Here is a 21053-nt window from a genome sequence, read left to right on the forward strand (position 1 = left end):
ACACAGCCGGTATCGTTCAGCGCAGATACCGGCGCCATTGCCGTGCGGGGGCGCGCAAACCGCGCCACTTTTTACGGCAAGCGCCAAGGTATCAATCGTCAATAAACAAGGTGTCAGTCGTCAATAAAACAGTTGCCTGGGCGCGGGCGTTAACCGGTAGACACGTTGCCAGTCCTGCAATGTCGTTCGGGTCAGCGCGGCGACCCCCTGATAGAACGGGTGCCCGGCCGCCTGCTCCAGCAAATCGAGATAGCGCATCGCCCACGGCAGCAGGTGATCCGCCAGCAGAATGGGCACGCCGTCGGGCTGGTGCTCCGCGCACCATGCCGCCAACATCAGCATCAGGCCGATATGGTCTTCCGGTTCCCGCGCCTCGTTGCACGGCTCGATGCCTTGCTGGCGTAACCAGAGGCGCAACGCCAGCGTGGAATCGCCGAACAGCACGCTCTCTTTATCCAGATAGACCGAGCCCCACGGCGGCGCCTCAAGATGATCCGGCCCGATAAACAACCGCTGCCACACGTCAGCCAACCGCTCTTCGTACCCGGATTGCAGGCCCAGGGTCATCTGCTGCGCCGCTTGCTCGACAGGCGCCGCATCGCCGCACGGCCACGTCTGATGCCAGCCCGACTGCCGCAGTTGCGCAAACAGCGGCATGTTGTTGTCATTATCCGGCGCGTAATACAACAGCGCGCCCAGCATGCGCCCGGTAAGGCTGACCATTTGTCTTGCCATATCTCCTCCACTGCGACGGGACAACGAACCATCATCCGCATCCGCCGACAACCGCTCCCCCGGCAGCGATCAGCGCCGGGGAGTATCACCGCTCATCAATCATCCTGGTTCAGCCTGGCGCCTGTCGCCATAAGGCCGTGTCCGAAATCGAACCCGGCCCGAGGCACACACACCGTCGGTTAGCCCGCGACCGCCATACCAACCGTCATATGCAGGCCGTAGAAGATAACCCGCCCCAGTAATTCACCGCCGATCACCAGACCCGATCCCAGCGCCAGCACGCCGACGGAAGACGGGCGGCGACGAAACAGCGGAACCAGCCACAGCGACAAACCGGCGATCAACAACAACCAGCGGAAAATCTGTATCCCCGCATAGGCCGGCACCAGCTGCGTGGCCTGCTGCACCGAGCTATGGATCTCGGGTAGCGCGGTGGTTTGCCACAGGATGGCCACCATACTCACCACCAACCCGCACAGGCTGAAAACCGGCAACCAGCGGATCTCGGCGTCCGTTTCACCCGCCGCGCGCAGTAGCGCATAACCCAGCAGCGGGCCGCCCAGCAGCGCCGTCACCAGAAAATGCACCGGCGTAAAACCGTTATTCCAGGTCGGCACGGTATCGATCAGGTATACCCGGATCATGGCGTACAAAAAACCCACCCCGACCAATAACGTGACCACCAACCACAACCGCGCCAGCCCGCCGGCGATTTTTTCCAATAACCGCAACAGCCAGAACACGCCTCCCAGCGCGAAAAACAGCGACCCCAGCGCGATTTCATTACTCAACGGCGAAGCGCCAAGGCGGTTCAGCGCGTTCATCGCCCGCCACGGCGAGCCAAGATGGAGCACCGACGCGACAAAACCTATCCCCATCAACAACCAGAGGAAAAACATTTGCCGGTTGATTTTTGTCGCCTGCGCCGAGTCGACCCCATGACGCAACAGCGCCCACGCCATCACCATAAACCCGCCGACCACGCACTGCCCCAGTACGGTAAAAATCACCAGCGGCCATTCATGCCATCCGTTTCCCATTTCACACCTCCTCAGGATTTGCCAGGAAGCCGGTGGTATCGCCCACGGCACGGCTGTTGGCATTCGGTTTCACCACGATATTCGGCTGGGTGAACCTTGCGGCCGGCAGCGGCGCCACTTCCGCCAATGTGCCGTAGCGTTTTCTCAGCTCTTCGATAGGCGCCAGATCCAGCGCGCGCAGCGGGCAGGATTCGACGCAAATCGGTTTTTTCCCTTCGGCCACCCGCTGGTAACAGCCGTCGCATTTGGTCATATGGCCTTTGGCGGCGTCAAACTGCGGCGCGCCATACGGGCAGGCCATTTCACAATAACGACAGCCGATGCAGATGGATTCATCCACCACCACAAAGTTATCGCCCTGCTTGTGCATGGCGCCGGTCGGGCACACCTTGGTACAGGCGGGATCGCTACAGTGGTTGCACGACACCGAGAGGTAATAGGCGAACACGTTCTGATGCCAGCAGTTGCCGTCCTGCTGCCATCCCCCCCCGGCATACTCATAAATACGACGGAAATTCACCTCCGGAGTCAGATTCTTGTAATCCTTACAGGCCAGCTCGCAGGTTTTGCACCCGGTGCAGCGGCTTGAATCAATATAAAAACCATATTGCGTACCCATCGGTTACTCTCCTAAATTTTTTGTACTTCAACCAGATTGGTATGTGAGGGGTTCCCTTTCGCCAGCGGCGAAGGGCGTTGCGTCGTCAGCACATTAATGCAGCCGCTCTGATCGACCCGACGGGCATCCGGGTCATACCAAGCCCCTTCTCCCAGCGCGACGACGCCGGGAATAATGCGCGGCGTGACTTTGGCCGCCACGTCAACCTGGCCCCGATCGTTCCAGATACGTACCCGATCGCCGCTGGCAATCCCGCGGGCGCGGGCGTCAAGCGGGTTGATCCACATTTCCTGCGGACACGCGGCTTTGAGCAATTCAACATTGCCGTAAGTGGAATGGGTGCGGGATTTATAATGGAACCCACTGAGTTGCAGCGGATAATGACGCATGAGCGGGTCGTCATAGTTTTCGAAACCGGCATGATAAACCGGCAACGGGTCGATGACGTCGCCCGGCGATAACGTCCAGCTACCGGCGATGGCAGCCAGCGCCGCGGAGTAAATCTCAATCTTTCCGGACGGCGTGGTCAGCGGGTGGGCCTGCGGGTCGGCGCGGAATGCCTTGTACGCCACAAAATGCCCGTTGGGATCGCGCTCCTTATACATCCCTTGCTGACGGAATGAATCAAACTCCGGCAGCGCCGGCATCAATGCCCGCGACTGCTGGTGCAGGTAGCGCATCCATTGTTCCTGAGTGCGCCCTTCGGTGAAGGCCTGCTCCACCCCCAGCCGTCGAGAGAGATCGGTCAGCATGTCGTAGATCGTGCGGCACTCAAACCGGGGGGCAATCACCCGATCGGCGAAAATCACATAAGCCATGTTGCCGCAGGAGGCATCCAGACAAAAATCCATCTGCTCCGCCGCCGTACAGTCCGGCAACAGGATATCGGCGTACTTCGCAGAGGCCGTCATGTGATTATCGATCACCACAATCATTTCGCACTTGCTGTCATCCTGCAGGATTTCATGGGTACGATTGATTTGGGAATGCTGATTAATCAAACAGTTGCCGGCATAGTTCCAGATGAATTTAATCGGTACGTCCAGCTTATCCTTACCGCGCACCCCATCCTTCAACGCCGTCATTTCCGGCCCTCGTTCGATGGCGTCCGTCCACATGAACATGGAGATGCTGGTTTTCACCGGGTTGGTCAATGTCGGCATCCGCACGAATGCCGTCCCGTAGGAACTTTCCCGTGCGCCGCTGTTACCGCCGTGAATCCCCACGTTGCCGGTAAGGATCGGCAGCATGGCGATCGCCCGCGAGGTCAGTTCGCCATTGGCGCGCCGCTGCGGCCCCCATCCCTGGGCGATGAAGGCCGGTTTGACGCTGCCGATTTCCCGCGCCAGCCGGATGATGGTCTCGGCCGGGATACGGGTAATGGCCGCCGCCCACTGCGGCGTCTTGGCGATACCGTCCGCGCCCTGCCCGAGGATATAGGCTTTGTAATGCCCGTTAGCCGGCGCGCCGGGCGGCAGGGTTTTCTCATCGTAGCCAACGCAGTATTTATCCAAAAAGGCCTGATCCACCTGATTTTCGGTGATCAGCACATACGCTATCCCCGCCACCAGCGCGGCGTCCGTCCCCGGATAGATGGGGATCCATTCGTCTTCCCGGCCGGCGCCGGTATCGGTGTAGCGGGGATCGATAACAATCAGTTTGGCGTTCGACTTCCGGCGCGCTTCCTCCAGATAATAGGTCACGCCGCCCCCGCTCATCCGGGTTTCGGCCGGGTTATTACCGAACAGCACCACCAGTTTGCTGTTTTCGATATCCGAGGGGCTGTTGCCGTCCGCCCAGCCGCCGTATGTATAATTCAGCCCGACCGTAATCTGCGCGGTGCTGTAATCGCCGTAATGGTTGAGGTAGCCGCCATAGCAATTCATCAGACGCGCCACCAGCGTTTTCCCCGGCGGCCATGAGCGCGTCATCGTCCCGCCCAGCGTGCCGGTGCCGTAATTCAGGTAGACGGCTTCATTACCATATTTGCTCACGGTGTTTTTCAGGCTGGCCGCGACGATATCCAGCGCTTCATCCCAACTGATGCGCTCAAATTTCCCTTCTCCGCGCTTGCCCACGCGCTTCATCGGGTACTTCAAACGGTCGGGATGATAAACGCGACGGCGCATCGAACGGCCCCGCAGGCAAGCCCGCACCTGATGCAGACCGTCGTACTCGTCATCGCCGGTATTATCGGTTTCAACGTAACGAATTTCGCCGTCAACCACATGCATACGCAATGGGCATCGACTGCCGCAGTTTACGGTACAGGCACTCCAGATAACCTGTTCCGCAGACGTTGATGAAGAGACGGATTGCCCGGCGAACGCCCGGCTGGCAAAGGGTAACGCCAGGTTGCCGACTGCCGCCGCAATACCGCACAGCGCGCCGTTTTTTACCAACGAACGGCGGCTGAGCGGGTATAGGAGTACAGAAGATTTCTTGACATTGTTCATAAGCCGAACCCACTTTCGTCAAAAGGGAGTAGAGAGCCAGAACAAAAAATGCCCTGGTTGGAATGCGGTGATAAAAGGGCTGATGGACGCCAGACATCACCGCAGAGACAGGCGAGTGCAGCACAACGGGTAGAATAGTTATGGATGACAATCAATAAAGAAACGATAACTGCATGAATCACATGATATTTGAGGGCAACCGCCACGGATTTGACGCCACCCTGACGGATGCCTGACCGGCCCGATACACCATCACGGCATCGGCGCGCCGCCATGGCATATCGCCATGCCAGACACGCCGCTGCGCCGACTCGGTACCTGACCATGATAGTGACCTCTTCGTGCTCTTAAACCCGGGCGATATCGACCAGGTTGGTATGTTGCGGATTCCCCTTCGCCAGCGGCGACGGCCGCAGCATCGTCAGGGTATTGATACAACCGCCCCGGTCGATACGGTCGGCAGCCATTTCCGCCTGATGCCAGGCTCCCTGCGGCATGGCGGTCACACCGGGAATAATGCGCGGCGTCACCTTCGCCTGTAGCCGTACCTCGCCACGGGCGTTGAAGACTTTGACCCAATCGCCGTTGCGGATACCGCGCGTGGCGGCATCCAATGGGTTCATCCAGATTTCCTGCGGGCAAGCCGCCTTGAGCAGCTCGATGTTGCCGTAAGTCGAATGGGTTCTGGCCTTATAATGGAAACCGATCATCTGCAAGGGATAGCGCTGGCGCAGGGCATCGTCCCACCCCTCAGCGGTGGAGGCATACACCGGCAGCGGGCTGATGACGTCATCGGGTTTCAATTCCCAACTGGCGGCGACTTTCGCCAACGCCTCGGAGTAGATCTCAATTTTGCCTGACGGCGTTTTCAGCGGATTCTTCACCGGATCGTCGCGGAACGCTTTATACGCCACATAATGCCCAGCCGGGTCTTTGCGTTTGTAGATGCCCATCGCCCGTAACGTTTCAAAATCCGGCAGCGTGGGATCTTTAGCCCGGGTTTTATCGTACAGATACGTCAGCCATTGCCGCTGCGTCCGCCCTTCGGTGAAACGCTGATGGACATCCGGCCCCAACCGACGCGCGACCTCGCTGAGGATGTCGTAGATCGGACGTCGTTCATATTTGGCGCTGGTCGCCGGCTGGATGAAAATCAGGTAGCCCATATTCCCGGCGTAATCATTGGGGATGATGTCCTCCTGCTCGATGGTCATCAGGTCAGGCAACAGGATGTCGGCATACTTCGCCGATGACGTCATGAAATTCTCGATGACGACGATTTTCTCGCACAGCGAGTCATCCTGCAGAATTTCATGAGTCCGGTTGATGTCCGAATGCTGGTTAACCAGACAATTGCCGGCATAGTTCCAGATAAACTTGATCGGCGTCGTCAGCTGTTCGCGCCCCTGAACGCCATCCCGCTTCGCCGTCATCTCCGTACCGCGCACGATGGCGTCCGTCCAGGTAAAGCAGGAGATTTTCGTTTTAACCGGGTTGCTCAGCACCGGCATCCGTTCCACTTCCAGCGTGTAGGTGGACTCCCGCGCGCCGCTGTTGCCGCCGTTGATCCCCACATTGCCCGTCAGGATCGGCAGCATCGCAATCGCCCGCGACGTCAACTCACCGTTCATCTGCCGCTGCGGGCCCCATCCCTGACAGATATACGCCGGTTTGGTACTGCCGATTTCCCGCGCCAGCTTGATGATACGATCCTGAGGAATGCCGGTAATGTCCGCCGCCCAGGCCGGTGTTTTGGCAATCCCGTCCGCCCCTTGCCCCAAAATATAAGCCTTATAGTGCCCGTTCGACGGCGCGCCGGCAGGCAGCGTCTTTTCGTCGTACCCCACGCAATAGGTATCCAAAAACGCCTGATCGACCAGATTTTCCGTGATCAACACATGGGCCAGCCCCGCCACCAATGCGGCGTCGGTTCCCGGCCGAATCGGGATCCATTCGTCCTCCCGCCCTGCGGCGGTATCGGTATAACGTGGGTCGATCACTACCATCCGGGCGTTAGAACGCGCCCGCGCCTGCTCCAGGTAATAGGTGATGCCGCCCCCGCTCATCCGGGTTTCCGCCGGGTTATTACCAAACATCACCACCAGTTTGCTGTTTTCGATATCGGAGGTGCTGTTGCCCATATTGCTGCCGTAGGTATACGGCATGGCATAGGCGATCTGCGCGGTGCTGTAGGTTCCGTATTGCCCAAGGGAACCGCCATAGCAGTTCATCAACCGCGTCACCAACGACGCTGAAGGGGAAGAACGAGTGATGTTGCCGCCGACGATGCCGGAGCTGTAATTGATATACACCGATTCGTTGCCGTACTTCTCCACCACCTGTTTCAGGCTGCCGGCAATGTCATCCAGTACTTCGTCCCAACTGATACGTTTGAACTTTCCTTCGCCGCGCTTACCGACCCGTTTCATCGGGTATTTCAGCCGGTCGGGATGATTGATGCGCTGGCGGATGCTGCGCCCGCGCAGGCAGGCCCTGACCTGATGATTTCCGTATTGATCGTCACCGGTGTTATCCGTCTCAACCCAGCGGATCACATCATCCTGCACATGGAAGCGCAGCGCACAGCGGCTGCCGCAATTGACCGAACAGGCGCCCCATACCCTCTTATCCGCCGCCGGTTCTCCTGATAACGTCGCCGTTCCCGCCGCCATCAGGGACTGGTAAGGCAACAAGACTTGCCCGATCGCCGCAGACAGGCCGGTCAGCGCCGTTGATTTAATGAACGAACGTCTATCCATACCCTGTTGCAGCAGGTTATGCGTTATTTTCCCCGACATCGTGCTCTCCCGAAAGCGGCAGAATACATTCAGGCGCGATGGCCAAATAGCGCGATCATTCTGGTAACGGATCGCCACAGACTTACCCGCCTGGCGCTGACTACTCTGCATATTTTTGAATAACCTTATTACTAATAAGGATTATGCCGTTGGCATTTTGTTTTATTGTTTAATATCAACAAAGTAACTATTAGCGTTATATACTTTTTAATACAACGAAGCCCATGCCTGACGCGGAAATTCACCCAAGCCGCCTGGTTGCTGGCGAGATTGATATGTTTCGTGACGACACGGTGCATGGATGTCAGCAGTAAACATCTGCTTTCATCGCGGGCGGATTTGACGCGGATCGCTGAAAGGGAACTAAACGCATTGGCTCGTCATGCGTCAGCATGGTTTTTGCGTTGCCCTGCGGGGGAAAAACGTCACGGCTTCCCTGAATGACGCCAGTAAAAAAGCGCCTCATGAGGCGCTTTTCACTGTGCGGACGCTGGCAGAAGTCAGCCGATGATCTCCAGCCCGCCCATATACGGACGCAGCACTTCCGGCACTTCGATACGGCCATCGGCCTGCTGATAGTTTTCCAGCACGGCAACCAGCGCACGACCAACCGCCAGACCTGAACCGTTCAGGGTATGCACCAGACGGGTTTTCTTGTCGCCTTTGCCACGGCAACGAGCCTGCATCCGACGTGCCTGGAAATCCCCCATATTGGAGCAGGAAGAGATTTCACGGTAAGTGTTCTGGGCCGGCAGCCAGACTTCCAGATCGTAGGTTTTGCAGGATCCAAAACCCATATCCCCGGTGCACAGCAGCACCTTGCGGTACGGCAACTGCAGCAACTGCAACACTTTTTCCGCATGCCCGGTGAGTTCTTCCAACGCCTGCATGGAGTCTTCCGGACGAACGATCTGCACCATCTCCACTTTGTCGAACTGATGCACGCGAATCAAACCGCGCATATCGCGGCCATAAGACCCGGCCTCGGAGCGAAAACACGGCGTATGCGCGGTCAGTTTGATCGGCAGAGACTCTTCATCCAGAATTTCATCGCGCACCAGGTTGGTCAGCGGCACTTCCGCCGTCGGGATCAACGCATAGCTACTGGTTTCCGCTTCTTCTTCCAGCGGGCGAGTATGGAACAAATCTTCTTTGAATTTCGGCAACTGGCCGGTGCCATACAGCGTGGCATGGTTGACCAGATAAGGAACGTAGGCTTCTTCATAGCCATGTTCGGCGGTATGCAGGTTAAGCATGAACTGCGCCAGCGCGCGGTGCAAACGAGCAACCTGGCCTTTCATCACCGAGAAGCGGGAGCCGGTCAGCTTCACACCCAGCGCCATGCTCAAACCGCCGGATAGTTCACCGAGGTCGACATGGTCGCGCACCGGGAAATCGAACTGACGGGGTTCGCCCCAGCGGAACACTTCCTGATTCTCGGAGTCATCTTTACCCAGCGGTACGCAATCGTCGGGCAGATTAGGGATGGTCAGCGCAATGGCCTGGATATCGCTCTGGATCTGTTCCAGCTCAACTTTGGCCGCATCCAGTCTTTCACCCAGGGTGTTGACTTCCCGGCGCAAAGGTTCGATATCTTCGCCGCGCGCTTTGGCGGAGCCAATGTCTTTCGATCGGGAGTTACGTTCTGCCTGCAAGCTTTCTGTTTCGACCTGAAGCACTTTGCGGCGTTCTTCCCGTTTACGCAGCGCTTCCACATCCAGTTTAAAATCTCTGCGAGCCAGTAATTTTTCAGCAACTGCGTCTAGCTCATTACGCAGCAAATTGGGATCGAGCATGCTAGTCCTGTGCTTGTTTTATGAGTGGATAATCGATAATTACAGGGCGCCGGCCAACGACGCCATGCAGCAGAAAGTATCGCGTAAACCTTACCGCAACCCTTAAATTAGCGGTAGCGTTTTGTCGGGCTATTTTGATCCTGTGCAGCAAGCCAGGCCAGCTTTTCGCCGATTTTGGCCTCTAACCCACGGGATGTCGGCTGATAATAGCGCGTTTCTGCCATTTCCGGCGGGAAGTAGACCTCCCCCGCCGCGTAAGCGTTGGTTTCATCATGGGCGTAACGATATTCAGCCCCCAGCCCCATCTCTTTCATCAACGATGTCGGCGCATTGCGCAGATGGGCCGGAACATCGTAATCCGGTTTATCCTTCGCATCGCGCATGGCGGCCTTGAAGGCGGTGTACACCGCATTACTTTTCGGTGCGCAGGCCAGATAAACAATCGCCTGCGCAATGGCCCGCTCGCCTTCGGCAGGCCCAACGCGGGTAAAGCAATCCCAGGCGGCGATCGCCACCTGCATAGCACGCGGATCGGCATTGCCCACATCTTCCGAGGCAATGGCCAGCAAACGACGCGCCACATACAGCGGATCGCCGCCGGCGGTGATAATGCGGGCATACCAATACAGCGCGGCATCCGGCGCAGAACCGCGCACCGATTTATGCACGGCGGAGATCAGATCGTAGTAACGGTCGCCTTTGTTATCGAAACGGGCGCTGCGCTCGCCGGACACCGCTTTCAACAGCGCCGGCGTCAGGACACGCTGCCCGTCGGCGTCGACCTCGGCCATATCCGCCATCATTTCCAGCAGATTCAGCGCCCGACGCGCGTCGCCGTTCACCAGTTCCGCTAACAGGCGGCGGGTCTCATCCGGCAGTACAATGTGTTGCCCGCCTAGCCCACGTTCGCGATCAACCATCGCCTGCGCCAGCACCTGTTCAATATCGGCGGTATCCAGCGATTTCAACAGATAAACGCGCGCTCGCGAGAGCAACGCCGAGTTGAGTTCAAATGAGGGGTTTTCCGTGGTGGCGCCGATAAACGTCACCGTTCCATCTTCGATATGGGGCAGAAAAGCATCCTGCTGGCTTTTGTTAAAACGGTGCACTTCATCCACAAACAGAATGGTTCTGCGCCCGGCATTACGATTCTGGCGCGCCCGCTCGACCGCTTCTCGAATGTCCTTAATGCCGGACGTCACCGCCGAGATGCGTTCGACATCCGCCTCACCATAACGGCCAATCAATTCCGCCAGCGTGGTTTTGCCGGTGCCCGGCGGCCCCCACAAGATCATGGAGTGCAATTGCCCGGCCTCAATAGCGCGCGGCAACGGCTTGCCCGGCCCCAACAGATGTTGCTGACCGATGTATTGCGCCAGCGTGGTCGGCCGCATACGGGCGGCCAACGGCTGAAATTGATGACTGGAAAAATCGAGAGACAGATTGCTCACACACGCCTCACTGACGTTGATCGTCCACCGTGACGTTTTTCGGCGGCGTAAAGTGGAATTTTGCTGAATCCACATCGCCATTTTGCTGATTTTTCAGCGTATAAACGCTACGTTGCCCATCCTGTTCGGTGGCGGTGAACCCCTTGATCGTCCCGTCGCCGGTGACACTGATGGCGAACTGTTTCAGATTGCCGCTGGCGGCACGCGGGACCAGCTGGAAATCGTCCCCGTTACGGGTCACGTTGTACTTGCTCCAGTCTTTCGGGTCGTTACGGGTAATCAGGATGAACGGTGTATTGCCTGTCGCGTCTTTCACCCAGGTCGCCGTTGCCTGCTCGACAAACGGATTATAGAACCACAGGGTTTTGCCATCGGACACCAGCAGACTTTCATCCGGCGCGGTGGTTTTCCAGTTGAACAGATTGGGACGTTTTACCCACAGCTCGCCTTGACCTTCCTGCACGGTGCCGCCATCACTGCCGGACACTTTCTGGGTGAAACCGGCATGGAAACTGTTCACTTTGCTGAGGCGGCTCTGCAAATCGCCAGCGGCATCCGCCAACGCCGCACCGGAAATCACGCTGCTCAACAGGCAACCGGCCATCAACCATTTCTTCAGCATAGATAAAATCCTTTCATTTCATTGTTCTGACCACATGCACGGCGGCCTGGGCCGCCGTTTCGATTGGGCGCTACTGTAGCCCAGACGCACCGTGCATGACAGACGAATTATCCGCTATTTTGCGCTTTTACGTTTCTTTTCACGGCCGCCCTCACTCACTCCATCGACGGCGGCGCCAGCACTTCACGGTTGCCGTTATGCCCCGGACTGCTGACGATCCCCTGCATTTCCATCTGCTCGACGATACGCGCCGCCCGGTTGTAGCCGATGCGGAACTGGCGCTGCACGCCGGAGATGGAGGCGCGGCGTTTTTCCACCACGAAGGCCACCGCCTGGTCAAACAGCGGGTCAAGATCTTCATCGCCGTCAAAACCAAGGCCACCGCCCTCACCGTCATCATCGCCGCTGACGATATTGTCGATATATTGCGGCCGCCCACGGGCCTTCCAGTCCTGCACTACCGCATGCACTTCCTGATCACGCACAAAGGCGCCGTGGACGCGCACCGGGATAGAAGAGTTCGGCGCCATATACAGCATGTCGCCCATCCCCAGCAGCGACTCGGCCCCCCCCTGATCGAGGATGGTGCGAGAGTCTATTTTACTGGACACCGTAAAAGCGATGCGGGTCGGAATGTTGGCTTTGATAAGGCCGGTGATCACATCCACCGATGGACGCTGCGTCGCCAGCACCAGATGAATACCGGCGGCACGCGCTTTCTGCGCCAGGCGGGCAATCAGCTCTTCAACTTTCTTGCCCACCGCCATCATCAGATCAGCGAATTCGTCTACCATCACCACAATGTACGGCAGTTTCTCCAGTACCGGCGGTTGGGTATCCATGCCGTCGGTCGGTTTCCAGAACGGATCCGGCACCGGACGGCCCATCGCCTCCGCCTGCATAATCCGTTCGTTGTAGCCGCTCAGATTGCGCACACCCAACGCCGACATCAACTTGTAACGCCGCTCCATCTCACCGACGCACCAGCGCAAGGCGTTGGCGGCGTCTTTCATATCAGTCACCACTTCGGTCAACAGATGCGGGATGCCCTCATAAACCGACAGCTCCAGCATTTTCGGATCGATCATAATGAACCGCACATCGTCCGGCGTAGACTTGTACAACATGCTGATAATCATGGCATTGACGCCGACCGACTTACCGGAACCCGTGGTGCCCGCCACCAGCAGATGCGGCATTTTCGCCAAATCCGCCACGACCGGCGCACCCGCGATATCTTTGCCCAGCACTACCGCCAGCGGCGAAGGGTTATCACGAAACCGTTCGCAGTCCAGCACTTCCCGCAGGAATACGGTCTGCCGGTGCTGGTTAGGCAATTCAAGGCCGACATACGGTTTACCGGGGATAACTTCAACGATACGCACCGCCACCACCGACAGCGAACGCGCAAGGTCGCGCGCCAGGTTGGAAATACGCGCCGCCTTCACCCCCGGCGCTAAATCCAGCTCAAAACGGGTGATTACCGGCCCCGGCGAATAGTCGACCACCGATGCTTTAACGCGATAGTCGGCCAGACGCGCCTCAATCAGCCGCGCCATCTGCTCCAGTTCAAATTCATCCACCGGCGCATCGTTGACGGATGGCGGCGTCAGTAAATCCAGCGAAGGCAGCGGCGTCGTTGGCGTATGCAACGGCTGATCATTGCGCATCAGGAAGGGATGGATCAGGCTATTCATCAGCGACGATGCCGGCTTGTCTTCCGGTTGCGCATGCAATGCCGACGCCGCCGCTGAAACGGCAGGGGCAAACGGTGGAGCCTCGTTATCCGGTTCTTCCTGAGCAGGCAAGGTAAACAGCGGTTCGGCAGGGCCTTCATCCACCAGATCGGCAAACGGCGATATCGCGAAGGCGCCGCGTGCATTCATGGTTGTTGCCGAAGACGGCTCATCCTCTACAGACGATTCCGGCGCAGAAGCAGCCACCGGCGGCGCCTGTCGCCACGCGGCCGTCGTCGTAACATCGCTAGCTAGCGGCGGCGTCTCGTCTTCGTAGCGAACCTTCTGCTGTTCGGCGAAATCGCGGGCCAGACGCGCCTGCATTAATGCATCCTCATCTTCCTCCGCTACCGCGTACTCTTCGCCATAACGGGTACGTTGTTGATCCATAAACGCTTGACGCAATTCGGCTTCCTGGATCAGTACCTGTTGTTCGTCATTATCCAACGGTTCGCCATCATCCAACGCGGGCTGGCTATCGAACATTCTGTCAGGCGCCACGGTTTCGGCGACTGACGAAACATCAGCGTCACGCGGCAGGTCGATTGAGGTTTCGTCCTGCGTTGCGTGGGTATGCCGTTCCGCCTCGCGCGCCTGCTGCTCTGCCAGACGCTGGGACGGTAGTTTGATACCGTAGGACGCCAATTCGCGGCGGGTAGGAATACGCACCGGATTTGGACGCGGCAACTCTGGCCCCATCCCCCGTTTCACCTGGGGATTTTCGTTTTCATCCGTTGTAAAGGCGGGGGTAAACAACGTATTGGTTTTCGGTGTCACCGCAGAATCCGGCTCAGGAACGGCAAAAGCGGGTGCCGCCGATGCAGCGACACGAGAGATGCGATCCTCAGGCTGCACGCTGAGCGGGTGCCAGTCTGCGACTTCATTGAACGATGGCGCAGGTTCATTGAACGACGGCGCAGGCGGCTGCGCCGGCTCAGACGACGCTTTGGCGGCCAACGCCGCCGACACCACGGACGACACCGTATACGCCGGTTGCATCGACGCGGACGGCGCAACCGATGCTGTGGCGGGCGATGGCGGTACCTCGGCTGAAGACGGCGCATCAGCCGGGCTCAGCGCCGAATCATGCGCGATGACTGGGAGCGGAACGTCCGGCCGCGGCGTGCTTTCATCGGGACGAGCCTTATTCTCCGTCTCCTGCGCTTGCACCGCTGCGGACGCCGCCGCGCCAATGCCGGGCGCAGAGAACAGTACATCATCGGTCTCGTCACGCCGGTCAGTCTCGGGTTCGTTGGCGTGAACAACATCGACCGTATCATCCGGCACCGCGTCGTCATCCGCTTCATCGTAATGATAGTCATCGTCGCGACGGCGGGTGGAAAAGAACGTGAGGCATCCCATGACCGCTACGCCAATCTTTTCGGCGATGGTCAACCACGACCAACCGGTGAATAACGTCAAGCCGGTCGCCCACACACACAGCAGGATCATGGTGGCGCCGATATTGTGAAATCGGGGGATCATTGAACTGCTGAGCAAACTGCCTAGCACGCCGCCGGAAGCAAAATAGTAGATGTCGTCGACGTTCAACGCGGCCAGCCCACAGGATGTCAGGATCAACGCCAATGTCCCGATAAGGCGCAGCGACAGGGTGAAATAATCAATGATGTGCTCATGACTACGTGACCGGTGAACCGCCCAGCACAGGGAGAGCATTATCGGCGGTATGGCATACGCCAGCACGCCGAATATAAAGAATAAGGTATCCGCCAGCCAGGCGCCGGCCCCGCCGCCCAGGTTGTGAATCGGTTCATGCCAGGCCGTTTGCGACCAGCTGGGATCCGAGGGGCTGAAACTCAGCAGCGCGACCGCCAGATAAACGGCGAACAGCGCTGCCACGATAAGCATCGCTTCTAATAAGCGTCGACCCGCGCTGAGCGTTTTCAGCGTCACGTCTTTGTCTTCGGTGTATTCCTGGCTCAAGCCAATCTCCAGGTTCCTGCAAATGTGCCATAACAAAGCGCCGAGGGTGCCCCGGCGCATGCTGTATATATTCACAGGAGTGTAGCTAAATTTACCGGATTATGCATCCCTGCCGTCAGCGGGTTTTAATCACCAGCCGGTTACTCTGCTTCACTTCTTCCATCACCACATAGGTGCGGGTGTCGTTGACGCCCGGCAGGCGCAGCAGCGTTTCACCCAGCAACTTGCGGTAAGCTGACATATCCGGCACGCGGGTTTTGAGCAGATAGTCAAAATCACCGGAAACCAGATGACACTCCTGAATTTCTTCCAGCTTCTGCACGGCGGCATTGAACTGTTCAAACACATCCGGTGCGCCGCGGTTCAGCGTAATTTCCACAAACACCAACAATGATGCATCCAGATAATGCGGATTCAACAGTGCAGTGTAACCATTAATAAAGCCCTGCCGCTCCAGTCGACGAACACGCTCCAGACACGGGGTGGGTGAAAGACCAACCCGTTTGGAGAGCTCCACGTTGGAGATACGACCATCTTTTTGCAGTTCGTTCAGGATATTGCGATCAATGCGGTCAAGATCTTTTCCCGGACGTTTCTTCGTGTCTACCATTCTTGTTGTCTCTCTTCATCCTTCCCTGCTTAATTGCTGTCTCTGACCAACCTCATGTACCAGAGCTGCCCTAAAGAAGACCCCTGCCTTTTGTTGTACAATAGCGTTCCCGTCAGTCGTCGGCGCATCGGCGTTAAAACAGCGTTCCACAAAAAGCGGCACTGTGTTTCCATCCAGATAAAAGCTGATGAAAAGCGGAGCATTCAACTATTCACATACAAAAAATTTCCTCTTCCAAGGATGTTTTCGCAAAACTACAGCCGATTGTCAAAGCAAAACAATTAAAATCAGGAGAAAGTGCCAGATTCACGCTTTCCTCCCTGAATTGACTGGTTTTTCCCGCATCGCACGTCCCCCTTAACGCAAAGATCCGGCACCCGATTGCGCCACGGTATTCCAATAACCTGTAACGATTAGACAAATAGCCAACAACATTCCACTACACTTTTTTTACCGAAGTAATTTCCTTACAATCGCTGCCATCGTCCGTTCACACGAATTGAGGAACTCATGAGCACTGCCAAACATCGTAAATTATTGATTCTGGGTTCAGGCCCGGCCGGTTACACCGCCGCGGTCTATGCTGCACGGGCCAATTTACAACCGCTGCTGATCACCGGCATGGAAAAAGGCGGCCAGTTAACCACCACGACCGAAGTCGAAAACTGGCCCGGCGATCCGAACGATCTGACCGGCCCGCTGCTGATGGAACGCATGCATGACCATGCCGTCAAGTTCAATACCGAAATCGTTTTCGACCACATCAACCGCGTCGATCTGCAACAACGCCCATTCCGCCTGTTCGGCGACAGCGATGAATACACCTGCGACGCGCTAATCATCGCAACCGGCGCTTCCGCACGTTATTTAGGGCTTCCCTCTGAAGACGCCTTTAAAGGCAAGGGCGTTTCCGCCTGCGCCACCTGCGACGGTTTCTTCTATCGCCAACAGAAAGTCGCCGTCGTCGGCGGCGGCAATACCGCCGTGGAAGAAGCGTTGTACCTGTCCAACATCGCCGCCGAAGTGCACCTGATTCATCGCCGCGACAGCTTCCGCGCTGAAAAAATTCTGATCGACCGCCTGATGGCGAAAGTCGACAGCGGCAACATCGTACTGCACACCTATCGCACGCTGGATGAAGTGATCGGCGACGACATGGGCGTTACCGGCGTGCGCCTGCGCAATACGCAGAGCGACGCCACCGAACAGTTGGATATCGCCGGTGTCTTCATCGCTATTGGCCACAGCCCGAATACCGCGATCTTCAACGGCCAGTTGGCGCTGGAAAACGGCTACATCAAGGTGCAATCTGGCACCAACGGCAACGCTACCCAGACCAGCATTCCTGGCGTTTTCGCCGCCGGCGACGTCATGGATCACAACTATCGCCAGGCGATTACATCTGCCGGCACCGGTTGTATGGCCGCGTTGGATGCTGAACGCTATCTGGACAGCCTGAACGACAAATAACCGCCCCCTCCCGGAGGCTCGTGCTTCCGGGATATCGCGCTCTCTGCTCTGCGTACTCTCCCGCAAAAATTGATCAACCCCCCTATCTGGCTTTGGCTTTTCTTTTGCAGTGACACGCTGTCGCGGTAACATGACGCCAACCTAACCGTTGCCAGCACTTTATGTTAACTGGCGGTTATATAAGCGTTATTTTTACGTAATTCACAGGAAGCGACTCTTTAGCGATGAAAGACACCCGACAACGCGAACTGCTGCGCTGGCTCAGACAGCAAAGCAAACTGGCGCACCGCTGGCTACGACTCTCACTGCTGCTGGGGATCATCAGCGGCCTGCTTATCGTCGCTCAGGCCTGGCTGATGGCGTCGCTGCTGCATGCGCTGATGATCGACCACACACCCCGCCCAGCGCTGACGCCCTTGTTTCTGTGGCTGGCGGCGGCTTTTATGTTGCGGGCTGCGGTCAGTTGGATGCGGGAGCGCGTCGGCTTTCGCTGCGGTCTGGCGGTACGGCGCCAGGTTCGCCGCCAGGTGCTTGACCGGCTACAGCAGTTGGGGCCGGCCTGGATTCAGGGCAAACCCGCCGGAAGCTGGGCTAGCCTGATTCTGGAACAGGTCGACAATATGCAGGACTACTACGCCCGTTACCTGCCGCAAATGTATCTGGCCGCACTGATTCCAGTGCTGATTCTGGCGGTCGTTTTCCCGGTGAACTGGGCGGCCGGGCTGATTCTGTTTCTTACCGCGCCGCTGATTCCGCTGTTTATGGCGCTGGTCGGCATGGGCGCCGCCGATGCGAACCGCCGCAATTTTCAGGCGCTGGCGCGGCTAAGCGGTCACTTTCTCGATCGGCTGCGCGGGCTGGACACACTACGGCTGTTTCATCGCGGCCACACGGAAATCGACAGTATCCGTCAGGCTTCGGAGGATTTTCGCGGCCGGACGATGGACGTGCTGCGCATGGCGTTCTTGTCATCCGGCGTGCTGGAGTTTTTCGCGTCGGTATCCATCGCCGTGGTGGCGGTATATTTCGGTTTTTCCTACCTCGGCGAGTTGCATTTCGGCAGCTATGGCACGGCGGTGACGCTGTTTGCAGGGTTTCTGGTACTGATCCTCGCTCCGGAGTTCTTTCAGCCGCTGCGTGATCTCGGGACTTTTTATCACGCCAAGGCCCAAGCCATCGGCGCGGCCGAAGCGCTCCACCGTTTTCTGACCACCGAAGGCGAGGCCGTCGGCAACGGCCAGACGCACTTTCACAGCGTTCAGCCGGTAGAGATTGTGGCGGAAAACCTTATGCTGCATTCGCCAACCGGCAAGACGCTGGCCGGGCCGCTCACGTTTCATCTGCAGGCCGGCCAACGTGTCGCGTTGGTGGGCACCAGCGGGTCGGGCAAGACTTCGCTGCTGAATGTGCTGCTCGGTTTCCTGCCTTACCGCGGCTCGCTGACAGTCAATGGGCAGGAGCTGAATACACTCTCCCTGACCGCGTGGCGCAAACATTTAAGCTGGGTCGGCCAAAACCCTCATCTGCCGGCCGCCACCCTCCGGCAAAACATCACGCTGGGGCGTCCCGATATCAGCGAAACAGCGGTACAGCAGGCGCTGGAACGGGCCTGCGTGCAGGAGTTTCTCCCCCATCTGCCCCAAGGGCTGGATACCACGATCGGCGACGGCGCGGCGCGTCTGTCCGTCGGTCAGGCGCAGCGGGTAGCGGTGGCGCGTGCGTTGCTCCACCCATGCCAGCTGTTATTGCTGGATGAACCCGCCGCCAGTCTGGATGCGCACAGCGAACAACTGGTGATGCATGCGCTCAATCAGGCGGCGTTACGGCAAACCACCCTGCTGATCACTCACCAACTGCAGGATATTCAACATTATGACGAAATCTGGGTGATGGATAACGGTCAGCTGGTGCAACGCGGTCACTTTGCTGAATTAAGCCGGACGGTAGGCCCGTTCGCCGACTTGCTGGCCCAGCGTCATGGAGAACTGTAATGGATAAGATTCAGGTGATGCAGGCGCTTAAACCCTTTTTAGCCCTTTATCGACGTCATTTCTGGCAGCTTGGCCTGGGCATCATACTGGCGATCGTCACATTGCTGGCCAGTATCAGCCTGCTGACGCTGTCCGGCTGGTTTCTTGCCGCGTCGGCGATTGTCGGCCTGCTGGGATTGACGACGTTCAATTACATGTTGCCAGCCGCCGGCGTGCGGGGCGCGGCGATTATCCGCACCGCCAGCCGTTATTTCGAGCGCTTGGTTAGCCATGACGCTACTTTTCGGGTGTTGATGCATCTGCGGGTGTTTACCTTCAGCCGGCTCCTGCCGTTGTCCCCCGGCGGATTGAGCCAGTTTCGTCAGGCTGAATTACTTAACCGTTTGGTCGCAGACGTGGATACGCTCGATCATCTTTATCTGCGGGTAATATCCCCATTGGTCAGCGCGCTGGCCGTGATTCTGGCGATCACTTACGGCCTGAGCCTGGTTGATGGTTCGCTGGCACTGACGCTGGGCGTCATCCTGCTGGCGATGTTGCTATTACTGCCCCCCGTTTTCTATCGCGCCGGGCAGCCGATCGGCGTGGCGTTGACCGAACTGCGCGCCGATTATCGTGTTCAATTGACCACCTGGCTGCAAGGGCAAGCCGAGCTGACTATCTTTGGCGCGCTGGCTTCCTTCCGTCAGCAGTTGGATCACTGGGAAGAACGCTGGTTCGCACGTCAGGAACAGCAGGCAGGCTTGAGCGCCCTTTCCCAGGCGTTGCTGATCGGCGCCAGCGGCCTGACCGTCACGTTGATCCTGTGGCTGGCGGCCGGCGGCGTCGGCGGCAATGCCGAGCCGGGCCCGCTAATCGCGCTGTTCGTTTTTGCGGCGTTGGCGGCGTTCGAGACACTGGCGCCGGTAGCCGGCGCGTTCCAGCATATCGGGCAGGTTGCCGCGTCTGCCGTGCGCGTCGGTCAGTTAATGACCTTGCCGCCGATGGTGACGTTCCCGGTCAATGGGCCTGACGTGTCTGGGCAAATCAACGTGACGCTAAATAATGTTGGATTCACTTATCCCGATCAGCAACAGCCGGTACTGCGTTCGGTTTCACTGACGATTGCGCCAGGTGAGCACATCGCGTTGCTCGGCCGCACCGGCTGCGGTAAATCCACACTGTTGCAATTGCTTACCCGCGCCTGGGAGTGCACCACCGGTGAAATTCTACTCAACGACGTGCCGATTCAGGATTGGCCGGAATCCCGGCTGCGCGCCATGATGAGCGTTGTGCCGCAACGTGTGCACGTATTCAGCGCAACGCTGCGGGACAATCTGTCGCTGGCTGCACCGCACGCTGACGATGAACAGTTAAAAAACGTGCTGGTTCAGGTCGGTCTGGACAAGCTGCTGGCGGATGATGGGCTGAACGCCTGGTTAGGAGAAGGCGGTCGTCAGTTATCCGGCGGCGAACAGCGACGCCTCGCGCTGGCGCGAGCGCTACTGCACCCCGCCCCACTGGTGCTGCTGGATGAACCGACCGAAGGGCTGGATGCGGAGACCGAGCGACGGATACTTGAATTGTTGCGACAACATTGCATCGGCAAAACCCTGATGATCATCACCCACCGTTTGAATGGGTTGGAAAGCTTCAACCGCTTATGCATTATGGACGATGGCTCCCTGCTTGAGCAGGGCGATCATTCTGGTCTGATGGCACAGCAGGGGCGCTACTGGCAGTTTCATCAACGTCTGTAGCTCAGTCGTCTGTAACGCAATCGTTCGTAACTTAATCGTCCGTAGC

Annotated in this window: 13 protein-coding genes; 3 read left to right on the forward strand and 10 right to left on the reverse strand. The window is 58.0% G+C overall.

Annotated features, from left to right (window positions below; translation table 11 throughout):
* Positions 1 to 120: 120 nt before the first annotated feature.
* The 10 genes from dmsD to lrp form a co-directional block, all read right to left on the reverse strand.
* A complete protein-coding gene (gene dmsD, locus DPA2511_RS11575; protein ID WP_015853946.1) occupies positions 121 to 735 on the reverse strand; it encodes a Tat proofreading chaperone DmsD in 615 nt (204 codons plus the stop codon).
* 179 nt (positions 736 to 914) lie between these two features.
* Entirely contained in the window at positions 915 to 1775 is an 861-nt protein-coding gene (locus DPA2511_RS11580; RefSeq protein WP_015853947.1) for a DmsC/YnfH family molybdoenzyme membrane anchor subunit, read from the reverse strand.
* A gap of 1 nt (position 1776) precedes the next feature.
* Positions 1777 to 2394, reverse strand: a complete 618-nt coding sequence (locus DPA2511_RS11585) for a DMSO/selenate family reductase complex B subunit (protein ID WP_015853948.1) — start codon at positions 2392 to 2394, stop codon at positions 1777 to 1779.
* Positions 2395 to 2405: 11 nt separating this feature from the next.
* Complete coding sequence (gene dmsA / locus DPA2511_RS11590) at positions 2406 to 4850, reverse strand: dimethylsulfoxide reductase subunit A (RefSeq protein ID WP_015853949.1); 2445 nt, start codon at positions 4848 to 4850, stop codon at positions 2406 to 2408.
* Between the two features lie 347 nt (positions 4851 to 5197).
* Positions 5198 to 7648 (reverse strand): DmsA/YnfE/YnfF family dimethyl sulfoxide reductase, encoded by a 2451-nt coding sequence (locus DPA2511_RS11595; protein ID WP_015853950.1) that lies wholly within the window; start codon positions 7646 to 7648, stop codon positions 5198 to 5200.
* Positions 7649 to 8148: 500 nt separating this feature from the next.
* A complete protein-coding gene (serS, locus tag DPA2511_RS11605; RefSeq protein WP_015853951.1) occupies positions 8149 to 9444 on the reverse strand; it encodes a serine--tRNA ligase in 1296 nt (431 codons plus the stop codon).
* 107 nt (positions 9445 to 9551) lie between these two features.
* Positions 9552 to 10895 (reverse strand): replication-associated recombination protein A, encoded by a 1344-nt coding sequence (locus tag DPA2511_RS11610; RefSeq protein WP_015853952.1) that lies wholly within the window; start codon positions 10893 to 10895, stop codon positions 9552 to 9554.
* A gap of 7 nt (positions 10896 to 10902) precedes the next feature.
* A complete protein-coding gene (lolA, locus tag DPA2511_RS11615; protein WP_023638337.1) occupies positions 10903 to 11514 on the reverse strand; it encodes an outer membrane lipoprotein chaperone LolA in 612 nt (203 codons plus the stop codon).
* 158 nt (positions 11515 to 11672) lie between these two features.
* The gene (locus DPA2511_RS11620; protein WP_015853954.1) at positions 11673 to 15197 is read right to left on the reverse strand and encodes a DNA translocase FtsK 4TM domain-containing protein; all 3525 of its coding nucleotides are present in this window, start codon (positions 15195 to 15197) and stop codon (positions 11673 to 11675) included.
* Between the two features lie 115 nt (positions 15198 to 15312).
* Complete coding sequence (lrp, locus tag DPA2511_RS11625) at positions 15313 to 15807, reverse strand: leucine-responsive transcriptional regulator Lrp (RefSeq protein WP_010277211.1); 495 nt, start codon at positions 15805 to 15807, stop codon at positions 15313 to 15315.
* Positions 15808 to 16317: 510 nt separating this feature from the next.
* Between lrp and trxB the strand changes: the two genes are divergently transcribed.
* From trxB to cydC, 3 genes are all read left to right on the forward strand, one after another.
* Positions 16318 to 17277: a thioredoxin-disulfide reductase gene (gene trxB / locus DPA2511_RS11630; RefSeq protein WP_015853955.1), complete on the forward strand. Its 960-nt coding sequence runs from the start codon at positions 16318 to 16320 to the stop codon at positions 17275 to 17277.
* 224 nt (positions 17278 to 17501) lie between these two features.
* On the forward strand, positions 17502 to 19268 hold the full coding sequence (gene cydD, locus DPA2511_RS11635) for a heme ABC transporter permease/ATP-binding protein CydD (protein WP_015853956.1): 1767 nt from the start codon (positions 17502 to 17504) through the stop codon (positions 19266 to 19268).
* 17 nt (positions 19269 to 19285) lie between these two features.
* Positions 19286 to 21007, forward strand: a complete 1722-nt coding sequence (gene cydC / locus DPA2511_RS11640) for a heme ABC transporter ATP-binding protein/permease CydC (protein WP_023638338.1) — start codon at positions 19286 to 19288, stop codon at positions 21005 to 21007.
* The last annotated feature ends 46 nt before the right edge of the window (positions 21008 to 21053 follow it).

This window comes from Musicola paradisiaca NCPPB 2511 (genome assembly GCF_000400505.1).
Taxonomy (GTDB): Bacteria; Pseudomonadota; Gammaproteobacteria; order Enterobacterales; family Enterobacteriaceae; genus Musicola; species Musicola paradisiaca.